The 17,324-nt window shown below is 73.9% G+C and carries 17 protein-coding genes; 10 read left to right on the top strand and 7 right to left on the bottom strand.

Features of this window, described 5'->3' with window-relative positions; all coding sequences use genetic code 11:
- Positions 1–9: 9 nt before the first annotated feature.
- Genes APR03_RS00595 through APR03_RS00575 form a run of 5 tightly spaced genes read right to left on the bottom strand, consistent with a single transcriptional unit; the run spans position 10 to position 6,793 of the window.
- Entirely contained in the window at positions 10–1,314 is a 1,305-nt protein-coding gene (locus APR03_RS00595; protein ID WP_253831735.1) for a glycoside hydrolase family 125 protein, read from the bottom strand.
- A complete protein-coding gene (locus APR03_RS00590) occupies positions 1,311–3,611 on the bottom strand; it encodes a glycoside hydrolase family 3 protein (protein ID WP_253831734.1) in 2,301 nt (766 codons plus the stop codon). Before APR03_RS00590 ends, APR03_RS00595 begins: the two co-directional genes overlap by 4 nt.
- Positions 3,608–4,459, bottom strand: a complete 852-nt coding sequence (locus APR03_RS00585; RefSeq protein ID WP_253831732.1) for a carbohydrate ABC transporter permease — start codon at positions 4,457–4,459, stop codon at positions 3,608–3,610. The genes APR03_RS00590 and APR03_RS00585 overlap by 4 nt, the downstream gene beginning before the upstream one ends.
- Positions 4,460–4,484: 25 nt before the next feature.
- Entirely contained in the window at positions 4,485–5,414 is a 930-nt protein-coding gene (locus APR03_RS00580) for a carbohydrate ABC transporter permease (RefSeq protein WP_253831731.1), read from the bottom strand.
- Positions 5,415–5,470: 56 nt separating this feature from the next.
- Positions 5,471–6,793, bottom strand: a complete 1,323-nt coding sequence (locus APR03_RS00575) for an ABC transporter substrate-binding protein (RefSeq protein WP_253831729.1) — start codon at positions 6,791–6,793, stop codon at positions 5,471–5,473.
- A gap of 167 nt (positions 6,794–6,960) precedes the next feature.
- Between APR03_RS00575 and APR03_RS00570 the strand changes: the two genes are divergently transcribed.
- From APR03_RS00570 to APR03_RS00550, 5 genes are all read left to right on the top strand, one after another.
- On the top strand, positions 6,961–7,986 hold the full coding sequence (locus tag APR03_RS00570; protein ID WP_253831727.1) for a LacI family DNA-binding transcriptional regulator: 1,026 nt from the start codon (positions 6,961–6,963) through the stop codon (positions 7,984–7,986).
- A 24-nt stretch (positions 7,987–8,010) separates the two neighbouring features.
- Positions 8,011–9,258, top strand: coding sequence for a glycoside hydrolase 5 family protein (locus APR03_RS00565; RefSeq protein ID WP_253831725.1), 1,248 nt, complete (start codon positions 8,011–8,013; stop codon positions 9,256–9,258).
- 32 nt (positions 9,259–9,290) lie between these two features.
- Positions 9,291–10,889: an N-acyl-D-amino-acid deacylase family protein gene (locus APR03_RS00560; RefSeq protein ID WP_253831723.1), complete on the top strand. Its 1,599-nt coding sequence runs from the start codon at positions 9,291–9,293 to the stop codon at positions 10,887–10,889.
- Positions 10,890–10,968: 79 nt separating this feature from the next.
- Positions 10,969–11,994 (top strand): 1-aminocyclopropane-1-carboxylate deaminase, encoded by a 1,026-nt coding sequence (locus APR03_RS00555; protein WP_253831720.1) that lies wholly within the window; start codon positions 10,969–10,971, stop codon positions 11,992–11,994.
- Positions 11,995–12,095: 101 nt separating this feature from the next.
- The gene (locus APR03_RS00550) at positions 12,096–12,383 is read left to right on the top strand and encodes a UBP-type zinc finger domain-containing protein (RefSeq protein ID WP_253831718.1); all 288 of its coding nucleotides are present in this window, start codon (positions 12,096–12,098) and stop codon (positions 12,381–12,383) included.
- Positions 12,384–12,759: 376 nt separating this feature from the next.
- Here APR03_RS00550 and APR03_RS00545 read toward each other — a convergent pair whose 3' ends face one another.
- On the bottom strand, positions 12,760–13,341 hold the full coding sequence (locus tag APR03_RS00545; protein ID WP_253831716.1) for a TetR/AcrR family transcriptional regulator: 582 nt from the start codon (positions 13,339–13,341) through the stop codon (positions 12,760–12,762).
- 93 nt (positions 13,342–13,434) lie between these two features.
- Between APR03_RS00545 and APR03_RS00540 the strand changes: the two genes are divergently transcribed.
- From APR03_RS00540 to APR03_RS00520, 5 genes are all read left to right on the top strand, one after another.
- Positions 13,435–14,334, top strand: a complete 900-nt coding sequence (locus tag APR03_RS00540) for an NAD(P)H-binding protein (protein ID WP_253831714.1) — start codon at positions 13,435–13,437, stop codon at positions 14,332–14,334.
- A 248-nt stretch (positions 14,335–14,582) separates the two neighbouring features.
- Positions 14,583–14,966 carry a YciI family protein gene (locus APR03_RS00535; protein WP_253831712.1) on the top strand — a complete coding sequence of 128 codons (384 nt, stop codon included), beginning with the start codon at positions 14,583–14,585 and terminating at the stop codon, positions 14,964–14,966.
- Positions 14,967–14,988: 22 nt separating this feature from the next.
- Positions 14,989–15,651, top strand: a complete 663-nt coding sequence (locus APR03_RS00530; RefSeq protein WP_253831710.1) for a phosphotransferase-like protein — start codon at positions 14,989–14,991, stop codon at positions 15,649–15,651.
- Positions 15,652–15,677: 26 nt separating this feature from the next.
- Positions 15,678–16,136 carry a helix-turn-helix transcriptional regulator gene (locus tag APR03_RS00525; RefSeq protein WP_253831708.1) on the top strand — a complete coding sequence of 153 codons (459 nt, stop codon included), beginning with the start codon at positions 15,678–15,680 and terminating at the stop codon, positions 16,134–16,136.
- A 52-nt stretch (positions 16,137–16,188) separates the two neighbouring features.
- The gene (locus APR03_RS00520; protein ID WP_253831706.1) at positions 16,189–16,659 is read left to right on the top strand and encodes a VOC family protein; all 471 of its coding nucleotides are present in this window, start codon (positions 16,189–16,191) and stop codon (positions 16,657–16,659) included.
- 125 nt (positions 16,660–16,784) lie between these two features.
- Here the strand turns inward: APR03_RS00520 and APR03_RS00515 are convergent, their stop codons facing one another.
- A complete protein-coding gene (locus APR03_RS00515; protein WP_253831704.1) occupies positions 16,785–17,246 on the bottom strand; it encodes a VOC family protein in 462 nt (153 codons plus the stop codon).
- Between the last annotated feature and the right edge of the window lie 78 nt (positions 17,247–17,324).

The following is a 17,324-nucleotide window of genomic DNA, read 5'->3' as shown; positions in this document are numbered from 1 at the left end:
CGGTGGTCCTCAGGATCGACGGGCGTCGGCGTCGTCCGCGACCGTGAGGGCCAGCTCGCAGAACATCGAGTCCGCCCAGGAGAACCACGGCCGGGAGTAGGCGGTCGGGTCCGACACGTCGAACGACTCGTGCATGCGGTCCGTGCCGCCGTCGGTCCGCGCGAGCAGGTCGAGGATGCGCACGCGGTCCTCGGCCGTGCCCGTGAGTCCCTCGACGGCCAGCGCGATGGGCCAGACCCGGCCCGGGAGCGTGTGCGGGCTGCCGACGCCGCTCGCCGCCGAGCCGCTGTACCAGTACGGGTTGGCGGGGCTCAGCACGACAGCGCGGGTGGTCCGCCAGACCTCGGCGTCGAGCACGTCGGGCGCGAGGAGCGGCAGGGAGAGCAGCGACGGGGTGTTCGCGTCGTCCATGCGCAGCACGCCGCCGAGCCCGTCCACCTCGTACGCGTACATGCGGCGGCCGTCCGGACCGCCCGGGACCCCGACCACCCCGAACTCCTCGACACCCGCGACGAGCTCACGCGAGAGGGCACGCGCGTCGTCCGCCAGGGGCTGGTCGCCGAGCACGTCGGCGGCCAGCTCGCCGACGGCGAGGAGGGCCTGCGCCGCGAACAGGTTCGCCGGGACGTTGTAGCCATAGGTGCAGGCGTCGTCCGAGGGGCGGAACCCGCTCCAGCTCATACCCGTCCGGCCCACCGGTGTGCCGCGGCCGTCGCGGGCCAGCGTCTCGGTCGGGATGTCGGTGTCGCGCCGGAACCGGTACGGCGACGTGTCGTGGTCCTGCTCGGCACGGAGCTGGTCGACGACGGTGCGCAGCACCCGGTGGGCGCGCTCGTCGAGCACGTCGGTGCGGCCGGTGGCGCGCCACAGGGTGTGCAGCAGCGTCACGGGGTAGGCGAGGCTGTCGATCTCGTACTTCTGCTCCCAGACATGCGGGTCGTCGCACACGTCGTCCGGGTCGTAGTGCGCGCCCGTGGGGCCGTCGTTGAACGCGTTGGCATACGGATCGTGGTCGAGGCAGGCGAGCTGCCGCCGCACGACGCCGGCCACCAGGTCGGCCAGCGGTGGGCACGAGGTCAGGAACCGCAGGTACGGCGTGAGCTGGGTGGTCGAGTCGCGCAGCCACATGGCCGGGATGTCGCCCGTGATGACGAAGGCGGTGCCGTCCTCGCCGACCGTGACCGTGTCGGTCAGCGTGCGCAGCAGCGCGGACTCGACCAGGTCGCCGACACGCGGCCCGGACGTCGCGCGGACCCGGTCGGCGGCAGCGCGCACGGTCGCGGTGACGGCGGGATCGAGCGTGGGTCGCGTCATCGCTCCCATGGGGTGGCTCCGTTCTGGTCGGTCACGCGGACCGTGCGGGCGTCGGACGGCGGGTCTGGTTCTGGCGTGCACCAGACGCTGAGGGTGACGGGGGCGGCGACGGGCTCGCCGCTCGCCCACGAGCCGAGCTCGTCCAGGCCCAGGTCGAAGGGTACGGCGGCGGTGCCGCCGGCGGGCACGGTGGCGCGCCGCACGGCGAGCAGCTGCCGACGGCGTGGCCGGATGCCGGGCTCGTGCCGGCGCCCATACAGCGGCACCGACAGGGACCGCGGGACCGTCCCGGCGTTGGTGACGTCGACGACCAGCCGCAGCGCGGCACCGTCGGCCAGCCCGGCTGCCGGCACGGTCGCAGGCTCTGCGCCGCGCAGCCGCAACGCCACGTCCGGCAGCAGCGCCGTGCCGAGCGGCAGCCGCCGCAGCACGTCCACGTCGACGTACCCGCGCGCCGTCTCCATCCGCTCGTCGTGGGCCACGGGCAGCACGCCGTCCGCCGCGGGGAACGTCGCGGGCAGGCGTCCCGACGCGGTGCCGTCGCACAGCGCGGCAGCGACCGCCTCGCCCCCCGACGGGCCGGGGAACGGGACCACCACCAGCGCGTCCACCAGCTCGCGCAGCGCCGTGAGCGCGCGCGGGCGCCCGTCCAGCACGACGGCGACCACGGGCACCCCCGCGGACCGTGCCGCGCGGACGACGTCGAGCTGCGCCTCCGGGAGCGCGACCGAGGACAGGTCCACGCCCTCGCCGTTCGTCGTGTCGGGTGCGGGCCCGGCGACCGCGCCGTTGTCGGCGAACTCGTCCTCGTAGGTGCGTCGGCTGGTACCGCCGAGCACCGCCACGCAGACGTCCGCGCCGCCGGCGGCGGCCCGCACCTCGTCCAGCGCCCCGGACCCGCCGGTCGGGCCGTCGAGCGGGCCGCGCAGCCGGCTGCCCGTGGCGTGCCGTACGCGGTCGGCCCCGAACCGCGCGGCGAGCGCGGTCAGCACGGTCGAGGCCGCCGGGTCCGGCGTGGGGCGCGGGGGCGTGTAGTCGCCGAGCTGGGCGTCGAGGTCGTCGGCGTTCGGGCCCACGACGGCCAGCGTCTGACCGGGCCGCAGGGGCAGCACGCCGTCGTCGTCGACCACGACGACCGCCTGGCGGGCCGCACGCCCGGCGAGCGCGACGACGTCGCGCGCGGGCACGGGTGCGGGGTCCTCTGGAGCGTCGCCGCCGACCGCCCCGAGCAGCCCCAGCCGCCGCTTGAGCCCCAGCACCCGGCCGACCGCCCGGTCGAGCACCGCCTCGTCGACCAGGCCCCGCTCGATCGCGGTCCCCAGGTGGGTGAACGCCTCGTCCCACAGGCTGAGGTCCACCCCGGCCCGCAGGGCGAGCGCGGCGGAGCGGGCCGGGTCCGGCGCGCTGTCGCGGAGGCGGTCGATCGCGGTGCCGTCGGCCATGACCACGCCGTCCCAGCCCCAGCGCTCGCGGATCGTGCCGGTGAGCAGCTCCTCGTTCGCGCTGCACGGCACGCCGTCGACGTCGTTGTACGCGGCCATGAACCCGGCGACGCCCACGCGGGCGGCGGCGTGGGCGGGGCGCAGGTGGATCTCGCCGAGCTCCCGCCGTCCGACGGGCGCACCCGAGCCGTTCCGCCCGCCGATGCCCGCCCCCTGGCCGGCCAGGTGCTTGGCGACGACGGCGACGTGTGCCGCGTCGATGGAGTCGCTCGCCGACGTCGTGCCCTGCATGCCGCGCACCGTGGCGGCCACGAGCGCGGCGGCCAGCGCCGGGTCCTCCGAGAAGCACTCCTCGGCGCGGCCCCAACGCGGGTCACGCAGCACGTCGAGCCCGGAGACGAGCGCGACGTGCGTGCCGCGCGCCCGGGCCTCGGCGGCCACGGCGGCGGCGAGCTCCTCGGTGAGGTCGGCGTCCATGCCGGCGCCCAGCGCGAGGTTCACCGGCAGCGTGGTGCCGCCGAGCGCCATGAGGCCGTGCGGCGCCTCCTCGACGAACAGCACGGGGATGCCGTCGCCGTACGCGGTCACGTGGTCCTGGACCGCGGCGTAGGCCTCGGCGCTGCGCTCGGGCGGCACGCCGTTGCCCCAGTGCACGGCGGACCAGGGGTCGGCGCGCAGTACGCCGTACACCGCCCCGAGGCCGCCCCAGCGGTCCACCTCGCGGCGCAGCACGTCGGTGACGCGGGGAGCGCCGTCGACCCACCGCACCGCCTCCCAGCCCTTGAGCCGCTGGTTCACCTGACCGATGCGGGTGCGGAGCGGGAGCGCCGCCGCGCTCGGGTCGGGGCGGGTCATCCCTTGACCGCGCCCGACAGGAGCGCACGCTGCATCTGACGCTGGAGCAGCGTGTACACGAGGTAGACCGGCAGCAGCGTGAAGAGCGTGCCCGCCATGAGCACGCCGTAGTCCGTGCCGGCGTCGACCTTGAGGGTGGGCAGGGCCACCTGGATGGTGCGCTGCGCGGTGTCGGGGCCGATCAGGATCAGCGGGTAGAGGTACGCGTTCCAGAAGGAGAGGAAGTTGAGCAGCAGCACGGTCGCGATGCCCGGCACGCAGATGGGCAGGTAGACCTGGCGCAGCACCTGCAGCGGGGAGGCGCCGTCCATGGACGCGGCCTCCTCGAGCTCGCGCGGGATGGTGCGCATGAACGAGGTGAGGATGACGATCGACAGCGGCAGCGCCGTCGCCGGCAGGAGGAACACCACGAACGTGCGGGTGTGGAACAGGCCGAGGGCCGCGGCGAGCAGGAACGTCGGGAACAGCGCGGCGAACGACGGGATGAGGAAGCCCAGGGCGAAGACGCCCTCGACCACCTTGCCGGCGCGCCCCGTGGACCGCGCCAGTGCGAACGCCGCGGGCAGCGCGAGCAGCAGCGTGAGCACGAGCGCCGCGACCGTGGTGAGCACGGAGTTCGCGACGGCGAGCCCGAGGTCGGCCTGCCGGATCGCGGTCGTGACGTTGGTCAGGTCGAACGTCGTCGGCAGGGCGAGGGGCGACTCGAAGATCTCCTCGTTCGTCTTGAACGCCGAGACGATGAAGTAGTAGAAGGGCACGACCAGCAGGGCGGCGTAGATCCACGCGAGCGTGCCGCTCGTGATCGAGCCGATGCGGTCGCGCAGGGGGAGGGCGGTGCGCTGGGCCATGGGTTCTCCTGGGCGGGATCGGGGATCAGTGCGTGGCGCGGAGCAGGCGGCGGATGGCCCACATCCCGGCCAGGCCGATCACGAAGAGCACGACGCCGACGGCCTGGCTGTACCCCAGGTCGGTCTCGACGAACGCCTTGCGATAGATGAGGTACGCGAGCGTCGTGGTCGCGTTCTCGGGCCCGCCCTGCGTGAGCAGCAGCACGGTCTGCGCCGAGTTGAACAGCATGGACAGGAACTGCAGCATCGCGACCACGCCGATGAAGTCCTGCGCGATGGGCCAGTACACGCGCCAGGCCAGCCGCCAGTCGCCGGCCCCGTCCAGCCGCGCGGCCTGCACGATCTCGCCCTCGACGCCGTCGAGCCGCGAGGCGATGAGCACCGCCGAGTAGCCGATGCCGCTCCACAGCTCGACGGCGATGATGGCGCCGAGCGCGGTGGCCGGGTCGGCGAGCCACTCGTTGCCCTCCAGGCCGAGGGGGCGCAGGAACCCGTTGACCAGGCCGTCCGGGTTGAGCATCGCGTAGAACACCATGGCGGTGGCCGGCGCGGAGATGAGGGCGGGGATGAACAGCAGGTACCGCAGCACGCGGTGCCCCCGCGGCTTCTGCACCGCGTAGAACGCGAGCAGGAAGGCGAGCGCGATCATGACCGGCAGGCCGACGACGATCTGGACGGCCGAGTTCGCGGTGGCGGTCCAGAAGGTCTCGTCGGTCAGCACCCGGGCGAAGTTGTCGAGACCCGCCGGGGTCGGGGTGGTGAGCATGCCCGGCCAGGAGAGGAACGCGATGACGAACATCGCGACCACGGGCCCGATCATGAACACCGCGTACCAGACGAGCGCGGGCAGGGCGAGGCCGGGGAACCGCTCGCGGAGCGTGCCGCGGCGGCGGACGGCGGGTGGTGGCGCGCCGACGGCGGTGCGTGGCCCGTCGGTGTCGAGGAGGGCGGTCATGGGCGGGGTCCTTTCCCGGCTCGGGGGCCCCGGGCGCACAGGTCCGGGGCGGGCGGTCAGACCGCCTGGTACGACTTCTCGAAGGCGTCGATGATGCGGTCGGCGGGGGCCGTGCCGTAGGCCAGCGCGGTGGCCTGGATCATCGGCTCGAACACGGCGTCGGGGATGAGCAGGTCGGGCAGCATCACCGGGGTGACCTGGTCGGTCGTGAGCCGGGACGCCTGCGCGACCAGCGGGAAGTCCTGGCTCACGGTGTCGGTGACCCGGCTCATGTCGCGCCCGGACTCGAGGATGAACCGGTCCGTGACCTCGGCGCTGTACAGGTGCTGGACGAACGGCCGGACGAGGTCGAGCTTCCGCGCGCCGTTCTCGCTGATCCAGATGCCGTGCCCGTTGTAGCTCTGGATCACGCTCGGGCGCTCCAGCACACCGCCGCTCGACGGCACGGGCCACCCGCCGACGGTCACCTCGGCCGCGCGCTCGGCCGGCACGAGTGCCAGCGCGGACGACATGGCGGGGACGACGGCGGCCTTGCGCGTGTTGAACTGCGTGAGCTCCGAGTCGGACGTGTAGCCCTGGACGTTGTCGACGAACACGCCGGCGTCGCGCAGCTCGACGAAGTGCTCGACGCCCTTGACGGCCCCGGCGCTCTCGGAGATCTTGCCCGTGGAGAACACGGTGCGCGCCTCGTCCTGGCTGATGAAACCCTGGATGACCTGGAGGAACAGCTTCTGGCCGCTCCAGTCCGAGCCGCCCACGGTCACCGGGCCGATGCCGTGCGAGCGCAGCGCGTCGGCGGCGGCGACCAGCTCGTCCGACGTGGTCGGGATCGCGCCGACGCCAGCCTCCTCCAGCAGCGCGGTGTTGAAGGACACCGGCCAGTTGGTGCGGGTGAACGGGAAGGCGCGCAGGCGGCCCTCGTCGTCGGTCCACTCCGCCAGCGCCTCGGGGATGATCAGGTCGCGCAGGCCCCACTCGTCCAGGTGGTCGTTCACGGGGACGGTGGCGCCCAGCCGGGTCCAGGACAGCGTGCGGCCCATCATGTTGACCACGGCGACGTCGGCCTCCTTGCCGGCCAGCGTGCTCGTCTCGAAGACGATGGGCAGGTCGGAGCCGTTCTTGAGCAGCGCGACCCGCCGTGCGGTGTCGCGCTGGTAGGCGGCCACGACGTCGGCGAACGTCTGGGCGCCCGCGACGGCGCCGCTGATCTGGGTGTGGACGCTCAGGGTGCCCGCACCGCTGGACGCGGGCACGAGCGCGCCGCAGCCGGCCAGCAGCGGCGTGATGAGGCCGCCGCTGAGCGCCGCGCCCAGCAGGGTGCGGCGGGTGATGCCGTGCGAGTTGCCGGGCGTGCCGCCCTGTGTCGTGCCCGGTGTCACGGGACCTCCTGGAGCTGTCGATCCGGAACTGCGGTGTATCGGTCGAGCGGGCGGGGAACGTCGGCGTGCCGAGCCCGGGAAACTGGCGTGTAAAGCGCTACACAATCTGGCTGGCGGCGAATGTATACCGCTTTACTTTGGAGGGTCAACCCCCTAGTGTCGGGGTCGTGACGTCCGAGACCTCCCCGAAACGCGCGACCATCGCCGCCGTCGCCCGCCGCGCAGGCGTGTCGCCGTCCGCGGTGTCGCACGTCTTCAACGGCCGGCCCAACGTGTCGGCGGCCACCGCCGAGCGCATCCGCCGGGCCGCCGACGAGCTCAACTGGCGCCCCAACTACGCCTCCCGCAAGGTGTCGGGCGGCGGCGGGCGCAGCCTCGGCCTGGTGATCGCCCGTGCGAGCGACACCTTCGGTCGCGACCCGTTCTTCATGCGCCTGCTCGCCGGGCTCACGCAGCCCCTGGCCGACATCGGCTGGTCGCTGTCGCTCACGCTCGTCGCCGTCGACGACGAGGCGCGCGTGTACCGCGAGTGGTGGGCCGAGCAGCGCGTCGACGGCTTCCTGCTCGTCGACGTGCGCACGGACGACCCGCGCCTGGCGCTCGTCCAGCAGATCGGCGCACCGGCCGTGGTGCTCGGCGCGTCCGTCGACCCCGCCGTCCCCGCGGTGACCGTGGGCGACGACGCCGCGTTCGCCACGGTGCTGGCCCACCTCGCGGAGCTGGGCCACCGGCGGGTCGCACGCGTCAACGACGCCCCGGGCCTGGCGCACACCCGTGCGCGCGACGAGCGCTTCGCCGAGGCCGCGGGCGACCAGGGCATCGAACCGACGTACGCGGTCTGGGACGCCGCGGCCGCCGACCCCGTGGCCCACCTGCTCGACCGCCTCGACGGCGTGACGGCGATCCTCGTGGACAGCGAGGTGATCGCCGCGGAGATCGTCGCGCACGCCCCCGAGCTGGGGGTGCGCGTGCCGGAGCAGCTGTCGGTCGTCGCGTGGGAGGACTCCTGGGTCTCCACGCTGGTGCGCCCGCGCCTGACCGCCCTCGACGCCCCGGTCGAGGAGAGCGCGCGTACCGCCGTCGCGCTGCTGGAGCGGCTGGTCCGGGGCGAGCCCGCCGCGTCGCAGACCGTGACCGGCCGCCGCCTGCGCACCCGCGAGTCGACGGCGGCGCCGTCGTCCGTCCCGAGCTGAGTGCCCCGACCGAGAGAGGGATCCTTGAACACCACCCCGCCGCGCTTCGGCGTCAACTACACCCCGTCGCAGGACTGGATGTTCCAGTGGATGGCCGTCGACGCCGACGCCGTCCGCGCCGACCTCGAGGCGATCGCCGGGCTCGGCGTCGACCACGTGCGGGTGTTCCCCCTGTGGCCGGTGCTGCAGCCCAACCGCACCCTGATCCGGCAGCGGGCGCTGGACGACGTCGCGCTCGTGACGGATCTCGCCGCCGAGGTCGGCCTCGACGTCGCGGTCGACGTGATCCAGGGGCACATGTCCGGCTTCGACTTCGTGCCCGCGTGGCTGGTCAACTGGCACGACGGCAACATGTTCACCGACCAGCCGGCGATCGACGCCCAGGCGGCGCTCGTCGCGGCGGTGTACGACGCGGTGCGCGAGAAGCCGAACTTCCTGGGCCTGACCCTCGGCAACGAGCTCAACCAGTTCCAGCGGCCCAACCCCGCGGCCATGCCGGCCAAGCCCGCCGAGGTGACGCACTGGCTCGGCTCGCTGCTGGGTGCCCCGCGCGACCGCGACCCGCGCCACCTGGTGGTGCACAGCGAGAACGACCACCTCTGGTACCGCGACGAGCACCCGTTCCACCCCGTGCACGCCGCGCGGCTGGGCGACGTGACGACCGTGCACTCCTGGATCTTCAACGGCACGGCGGCCACCTACGGCGCGCTGTCGCCGCAGTCGGTGCGGCACGCCGAGTGGATGATCGAGCTGTCGAAGGCGTTCGCGACCGATCCCGGGCGGCCCGTGTGGCTGCAGGAGGTCGGCGCCCCCTCGATGAACCTCGCCGAGACCGAGATGCCCGAGTTCTGCACGCGCACCGTCGAGGCGGCGCTGACCACGCGCGACCTGTACGCGATCACCTGGTGGTGCTCGCACGACGTGACGCGCGACCTGGCCGACTACAAGGACCTGGAGTACTCGCTCGGCCTGCTCGACACCGAGAACCGGGTCAAGCCGCTGGGCCACCGCTTCGCCGAGCTGATCACCGACGCCCGGCGGTCCACGCCGGCGGCTCCCGAGCGCACGGTGGCCGTGGTGGTCGACGTCGACGCGGACGACCTGCCGGCGTCGCGCCCCGCGCTGGGCCCGGGCGGCGCCGTCTTCGAGCGGTGGCACACGCTCCGGGAGGACGGCGTGCCGGTCGCCGTCGTGACGAGCGCGACCGCTGCCGACCCGGCCGCGCTGGAGGCGCGCGGCGTGCGCGAGCTGGTACGGGTGGACGCCGTCTGAGCGCACCGGCCGGCGTGGAGGACGATGGCCCGATGAGCGACGAGCTGCTGCTGCGCGGGGGACTGGTGGTCGACGGGAGCGGGCGTGAGCCCGTGCGCGGCGACGTGCTGGTGCGCTCCGGCCGGATCGCGCGCGTGGGCGGGCGCGTCGACGCGCCCGGCGCGCGCGTGGTCGACGCCGACGGCCTGGCCGTCGCCCCCGGCTTCGTGGACATGCACGCGCACTCCGACCTCGCCGTCCTGGCCGACGGCGACCACCTCGCCAAGGTGACGCAGGGCGTGACCACCGAGGTGGTGGGCCAGGACGGGCTGTCGTACGCCCCCGTCACGGACACGACCATGGCGACGGTCCGTGAGCAGATCGCGGGCTGGAACGGCGAGCCGGCGGGCGTCGGCTTCGCGTGGCGCACCGTGGCGGAGTACCTCGCGGAGGTGGACCGCCGGGGCAGCGCGACCAACGTGGCCTACCTGGTGCCGCAGGGGACGGTCCGCATGAACGTCGTCGGCACGGAGGACCGGAGGGCCACGCCTGCCGAGATCGCCGAGATGCGGGCGCAGGTGGACCAGGGGATGCGCGACGGCGCGTTCGGCATGTCGTCGGGGCTCACGTACGTGCCGGGCATCTTCGCCGACACCGACGAGCTGGTCGCGCTCGCGGAGGTGGTCGCGCGGCACGGTGGTTTCTACGCCCCGCACCAGCGCTCCTACGGTGCCGGTGCGCTGGCGGCGTACGCGGAGATGGTCGACGTCGCCCGCCGGGCCGGGTGCGCGCTGCACCTCACCCACGCCACGATGAACTTCCCCGAGAACCGCGGGCGCGCCGGCGAGCTGCTCGCGCTGGTGGACCAGGCGATCGCGTCGGGGGTCGACGTCACGCTGGACTCCTACCCGTACCTGCCCGGCTCGACGACGCTCTCGGCGCTGCTGCCGAGCCGTGCCGCGGCGGGCGGTCCCGAGCGGACCCTCGCGCGGCTGCGCGACCCCGCCGAGCGGGCCCGGATCGCCCACGAGGTCGAGGTCGTGGGCAGCGACGGCTGCCACGGCGTGCCCGTCGACTGGGACACGATCGAGATCGCGGGCGTGCGCGACGACGCGCTCGGCGACCGGGTGGGCCGCACGGTCGCGCGGATCGCGCGGGACGAGGGCCGTGCGCCGGCCGAGGTGTTCTTCGAGCTGCTGCTCGCCGACCGGCTGGGCACCAGCATCCTGCAGCACGTGGGCGACGAGCAGAACGTGCGCGAGATCATGCGGCACCGCCGGCATACCGGGGGCAGCGATGGCATCCTCGTCGGCGCGAAGCCGCACCCGCGGGCCGCGGGGACGTTCCCGCGCTACCTCGGCCGGTACGTGCGCGAGGAGGGGGTGCTCTCGCTCGCGGAGATGGTGGTGCACCTCGCGGCGCGCCCCGCCGCCCGGCTCGGGCTGCGCGACCGCGGCCGGGTGGCCGAGGGGTTCGTGGCCGACCTGGTCGTCTTCGACCCTGACCGGGTGGCCGACCGCGCGACGCCGGACCAGCCGCGCCGGACGGCCGCGGGCATCCCGTGGGTGCTCGTGGGCGGGACGCCCGTGGTCGAGGACGGTGTACGCACGTCCGACCGCCCGGGCCGGGCGCTGCGGCGCGCGCGCTCCTGACGTGCGGGTCCTTGCCAGGGGCATCGAAGGGCATGCAATATATTGCATGCCGACATTCCGCCCTGCCTGAGGAGCATCCATGGCCCTGTCCGACTTCCCGCGCCACCCGCTGACGTTCGGGCCGAGTCCCGTGCACCTCATGCCGCGCCTCACCGCGCACCTCGGCGGCGCCGCGATCTGGGCCAAGCGCGAGGACTGCAACGCCGGACTCGCCTACGGCGGCAACAAGACCCGCAAGCTCGAGTACCTGGTGCCGGAGGCGCTCGCCCAGGGTGCCGACACGCTCGTGTCGATCGGGGGCTACCAGTCCAACCACACGCGCCAGGTGGCGGCGGTCGCGGCGTCGCTCGGGCTCAAGGCCGTGCTGGTGCAGGAGAACTGGGTGAGCTGGCCCGACTCCGTGGCCGACCGCGTCGGCAACATCATGCTGAGCCGGATCATGGGCGCCGAGGTGCGGCTCGACCCGGCCGGGTTCGGCATCGGGTTCAAGGACTCCTGGGCGCGCGCGATCGAGGAGGTCGTCGAGCGGGGCGGCACACCGTACGCGATCCCGGCCGGCGCGTCCGACCACCGGCTGGGCGGCCTCGGGTTCGCGCGGTGGGCCCACGAGGTCGAGGAGCAGGAGCGCGAGCTGGGCGTCTTCTTCGACACCGTGGTCGTCTGCGCGGTCACGGGCTCCACGCAGGCGGGCATGATCGCCGGGTTCGCCGCGCTGGAGGAGGCGGGCGGGCGGCCGCGGCGCGTGATCGGCATCGACGCCAGCGCGAAGCTCGCCGAGACCCGCGACCAGGTGGCCCGGATCGCGCGCGCCACGGCCGGGCTCATCGGCGTGGAGCGCCCCCTGCGCGACGACGAGATCACCGTGCTGCCCGGTTGGGCCGGGGACGAGTACGGCATCCCCGTGGAGTCGACGCTGGACGCGATCCGGCTCACCGGGCGGCTCGAGGGCGTGATTCTCGACCCCGTCTACGAGGGCAAGTCGATGGCCGGCCTGGTCGACCTCGTGACCAGCGGAGACATCCCCGCCGACAGCACCGTGCTCTACGCGCACCTGGGCGGCCAGCCCGCGCTGAACGCGTACAGCGGCCTGTTCGCAGACCACTGACGTCCGCTCGCCCGCGGCATCGTCGCCCGGCCTAGAATCGCGGCAGGAGCGGACGGCGGTGCGCCGCCGCAGACGACCGGACCGACGTGAGGACACCGACGATGAGCACCGACTGCACGCACCTGGACCAGGTCGCCGTCCTCGAACCGGAGAACCGGGACGCGTGCCCGGAGTGCGTGGCCCTGGGCGGCACCTGGGTGCACCTGCGCAGCTGCCTGGTGTGCGGTCAGGTGGGCTGCTGCGACTCGTCGCCCGCCAAGCACGCGACGGCGCACTTCGAGGCCACGGGGCACCCGCTCATGCGCTCGGTCGAGCCGGGCGAGGGGTGGGGCTGGTGCTACGTCGACGAGGAGACGATCCACACGGCGGACCTGGAGGCCCTCCGCTGACGCCCCGGGCGGCCGCCTGACGGCGGATCTGGCGCGCTGGGCTACGGCCGGTCGGTGCCGCTGTGCCGAGATCTGGTGCTGCGCTGCGGCCCGCTGGTGCGGCTCTGCTGAGATCTGGTGCTGCGCTGCGGCCGGCTGGTGCGGCTCTGCTGAGATCTGGTGCTGCGCTGCGGCCCGCCGGTGCCGCTGTGCTGAGATCTGGTGCTGCGCCGGTGAGATCTGGTGCCCGCGCTGAGATCTGGTGGCGCACGGCCAGATCTCGACGGCAACACCAGATCTCGGCGACGGGACCCCAGATCTCGGCGTGGGTCTCGGGCCCGGGAACCCAGATCTCAGCGCACGTCACAGGTGCCGGAACCTGCCGGGACCCCAGATCTCAGCGGGGCGCGCGGTCGGCGCCCGTCAGGTCCCGCAGCTCGGCCAGCACCGCGCGGGAGATGTCCCCGAGCGAGCGGCTCTCGCCGTCTTGGATCCACTGGCTGAACGCGATACCGAACACCGTGCTCGCCGACTCCGCGGCGAGAGTTGCCGCGGGCTCGCCGACGCCGCGCGCCCGCAGCGCGTCGCCGATGGTCGTGGCCACGCCCGACATCTTGTGCCGCTCACGCTCCTGGAGCGCCGGGTGCTGGTCGATCACGGTCTGGCGCAGCCGGGAGTGCGGGCGCATGTCGTCCGGGAACAGGCCGGTGGCCACGTCCAGCGCGTCGCCGACCGCCTCCATCGGTGTCGCGTCGTCCGGCGCCGCCTCGATACCGCGCACGAACGCCTCCGTCAGTCGTTCCTGACCGCCGAACAGCACCTCGCGCTTGTCGCTGAAGTGCCGGAAGAACGTGCGCTCCGTGAGGCCGACCGACCGCGCGATCTCGGCGGCCGTCGTCTGCTCGTAGCCGCGGCTCGCGAAGAGCTCCAGGGCTGCGTCCTGCAGCCGTCCCCGAGTGCCGGGTTGCCATCGCGCCATGGGTCCAGTCTAGGTGATGACAGCGACTGACTTCGGGCGTACGGTGATGTCTGTGGCTGACATCAGTCACTGACATCACTGGAAGGACCCACCATGCAGGTATTCGTCACCGGAGCCTCCGGCTGGATCGGCTCCGCCGCCGTGGACGAGCTTCTCGCCGACGGTCACACGATCACCGCGCTCGCGCGGTCCGACGCGTCGGCGTCGGCCCTCGCCGCGAAGGGCGTCACCGTGCAGCGCGGCGACCTCGACGACCTCCACGGCATCCGCCGCGGGGCGCAGGACGCCGAGGCCGTGCTGCACCTCGCGAACAAGCACGACTTCGCCCACCCTGCCGTCTCGGACGCGGCCGAGCGTGCCGCGGTGCAGACCATCGGTGACGCACTGTCCGGCACGGGTCGCCCGTTCCTGCTCGCGGCGGGAATCGCGGGCGTGGTGAGCGGGCGACCCGTCACGGAGGACGACGCCTCCCCGGCCCACGGCCCGGACTCCGCCCGCGGCGGCAGCGAGAACCTGGCGCTCGGGTTCGTCGACCGCGACGTGCACAGCGTGAGCCTGCGCTTCGCGCCGACCGTGCACGGCCTGCACGACCACGGGTTCCTCGCGGTGCTCCACGACGTGGCCCGCCGCACCGGAGTCTCCGGCTACGTGGACGACGGCGACCACCGCTGGGCGGCCGTCCACCGGTCCGACGCCGCCCGGCTGGTAGCCCTCGGCCTCGCCAAGGCGCCCGCCGGCGCGAGGCTGCACGCGATCGCCGAGGAGGGCGTGCCGACGCGGGAGATCGCCGAGGCGATCGGCAGGGTGCTGGACCTGCCCGTGGCTTCTGTCCCGGCCGAGAAGGCGCGGGAGCACTTCGGCTGGATCTCGTACTTCTTCGGGCAGGACCTCTCGGCGACGAGCACGACGACGCGGCGGCAGCTCGGCTGGGAGCCGACCGGCCCGGCGCTCGTCGAGGACATCCTGACCGGCGCCTACACCACGAACCCCTGACCGGTGCCCTCGCTCCCGCTTCGCCCCCGTCTCGCCGCCCGCCCGGCCGCCAGACCCGGCGCCCACGCCGAGATCTGGTGCGTGCGCCGCCGAGATCTGGTGCGCACGCTGAGATCTGGTCGCGCACTGCCAGATCTCGGCGCAGACACCAGATCTCGCGGTGCCCGGCGCCCGCCCTGCCCGGCGCCCCGCGGTACCCACTCCGCGGAACCAGGGGCGGCGGGCACCGCCGGGGCTAGCCTGGGTGCATGGGTCGCGACCCCAACATCCCGGACGCGTTCGACGTGGTCACCGTCGTCGTGCTGCGGCGCCCTCCCGGCGCGCCCGAGATGTCGGCGGCCGAGCTCGACGCCCTCCAGACCGAGCACCTCGCGTACCGCGCCGACCTGGTCCGCCGCGGCGTGCTCGTCGCCAACGGCCCGTTCGGCGCGCAGAGCGATCCGGCCTACCGCGGCATGTCGGTCTTCGCGTGCGATCCCGCCGAGGCGGCGCGGTGGTCGGACGGAGACCCGTCCGTCGTCGCCGGCCGCCTGGCCTACGACGTGATGGAGTGGTGGGTCGCGGCGGGCACGCTGGGCTTCCCGCGCGCGACGGGCCCGGTCGGCACGCGGCGCACCGACCCGGACGACTGACCGAGCCTGAGAGGGTGGCGCCATGCGTCCTCTCACCGGCGTGCCGCTGTGCCTGGTCGTCAACGGGCCGTCCGCGGCAGGGAAGTCGACCCTGACCACAGCGATCCAGGACCGCTCGGAGGTGCCGCTGCTGCGGTTCGGCCTCGACGAGCTGTTCCGCATGGTGCCCGAGCACTGGGGCGGCGGCCTGCCCGGCGCGCGCCACTCCGGCCGTGGCTTCCGCTACGAGAACGTCGCCGGGCACGACGGCGTCCGCCGCATCTGCACCGGCCCGGACGGCCGGCGCATGCTGTCGGCGATGAACGCGGCCATCGTCGCGATGCTCGAGGCCGGTCAGGGCGTGGTCGTGGACGGGCAGGCGTTCGAGCCCGAGGCGAACCGCGACCTGGAGACCCGGCTCCGCGGGCTGGGTGCGAGCGGGGCCGCGGTGGTGGTGGTCGTCGAGCTCCGGGCCGACGTCGTGGACCTCGTCGACCGCCAGCGCCGCCACCGGCACCCCGCCGGGCTCGCGGAGTTCCACGCCCGGCAGCCGCCTCAGTCCGCGGCTCCGGACGTGGTCGTCGACACCACCGGCCAGGATGCCGGCCGCGTGGCCGACATCGTCTGGGAACGGCTCACCGCCGTCTACCCGCAGCTGGCCGACGACTCGGCGGGGCCGGACGGCGTCCCCCGGGCCGGGACCTGAGCGGCGGCCGGTCCTACCCTGGTCCCATGGTCACGCCGACGTCCGCGACAGGTGCCCCCGCGGCGCCGACCCGCGCCGCGACCCCGCGCGAGGCCGACAACCTGCGCCTCCTGCGCGCGCGGGACGCCATCGACCGCGCGTACGCCGAGCCCCTCGACATCGCCGCGCTGGCGGCGGTCGCCCACGTGTCGCCGTCGTACCTGATCCGGGCGTTCAAGGCCGCCTTCGGCGAGACGCCGCACCGCTACCTGCAACGACGCCGCATCGAGCGCGCCATGGCCCTGCTGCGGGAGACCGCGACACCCGTGACCGAGGTGTCCCTCGCGGTGGGCTTCCAGAGCCTGGGTACGTTCAGCCGCACGTTCCGCGACATCGTCGGCGCCTCGCCCACCACCTACCGCCGCACGGCCGCACCGCTGCTCGCGCCCGGCTGCTTCACGCGTGCCTGGACGCGCCCCGCGACCCGCCCCGCGGCCCCGCTGTGATCGGGCGATTTCGGAGAAGCGCCGGCGCCGGGCCGCGACCTAGATTGGCGGCATGCTCACATCCATCGCCATCACCCCGGTCCACGTGCTCGACCAGCAGGAGGCTCTCGACTTCTACGTCGGCAAGCTCGGTTTCGAGGTGAGCGCCGACGTCGACATGGGTTTCATGCGCTGGCTCACCATCTCGCTGCCGTCCGACCCCGACCGGCACCTGCTGCTCGAGGTGCCCGCGCCGCCGGCGCTCAGCGAGGAGTCGGCCGCCCAGGTGCGCGACCTCCTCACCAAGGGCGCGCTCGGCGCGGCCTGCATCCTCAACACCGACGACTGCCACGCCGAGTACGACCGGCTGGCCGCCCTCGGGGTCGAGTTCACCGAGCTGCCGACGCAGCAGCCCTACGGCATCGACGCCGCGCTGCGCGACCCGTTCGGCAACCACATCCGCATCACCCAGCCCGCGACGGGGCCGGTCGAGGTGACGCCGGAGGACATCGCGCGCTGGAGCGACGAGGCCCCCAACCGCTGACCTCGGCCCGCCCCGCCCCCATCGCCTTCGAACCCGAGGTTGCTTCGCTTTCAGGTCGCTGAAAGCGAAGCAACCTCGGGTTCGAAGTCGATGGGGGCGGGACGCAGCACGCCCGCCGCGCCGCGTCAGGCCGGCTGGTGCTCCGCCGCGACGTCCAGGATCCACGTGATACCGAACCGGTCGGTCAGCATCCCGGACGCCGGGGCCCACTGCGCCGGGCCGTACTCCTCGACGACGGTCGCGTCCTCGGCCAGCGCCGTCCACAGCGCGCCGACCTCCTCGACGCTCTCGCCCCGGACGGAGACGAAGAACGGCGCCTCGGTGAGCGTGGTCCCGTTCTCCCGGCGGGTGGTCGGGACAGCGGCGGGCTCGTGGTGCCCGGGCACGTCGTAGGCCATGACGCGGAACCCGTCGTCGGCGACGACCTGGCCGAAGACGACCTTGTCGGCGTCGGGCAGCTCCGCGGGCATGCCGAAGTCGCCGTAGGTGGCGACCGTGAGCTGCCCGCCGAACACCGAGCGGTAGAACTCGAGGGCCGCGCGCGCCTGGCCGCGGAAGTTCAGGTGGGGGACTGTGGTGACGGACATGATGACCGGTCCTTCGCAGGTGGCAGGGACGCCGCCGGAGGTCCCGGCGGCGAGCACCAACCTGTCAGCAGTTCCGGA

Source organism: Promicromonospora thailandica (genome assembly GCF_024171955.1).
In the GTDB taxonomy this organism is placed as follows: Bacteria; Actinomycetota; Actinomycetes; order Actinomycetales; family Cellulomonadaceae; genus Promicromonospora; species Promicromonospora thailandica.
The sequence above is the reverse complement of the archived record's forward strand: the minus strand, read 5'-3'. Positions and strand labels throughout refer to the sequence as shown.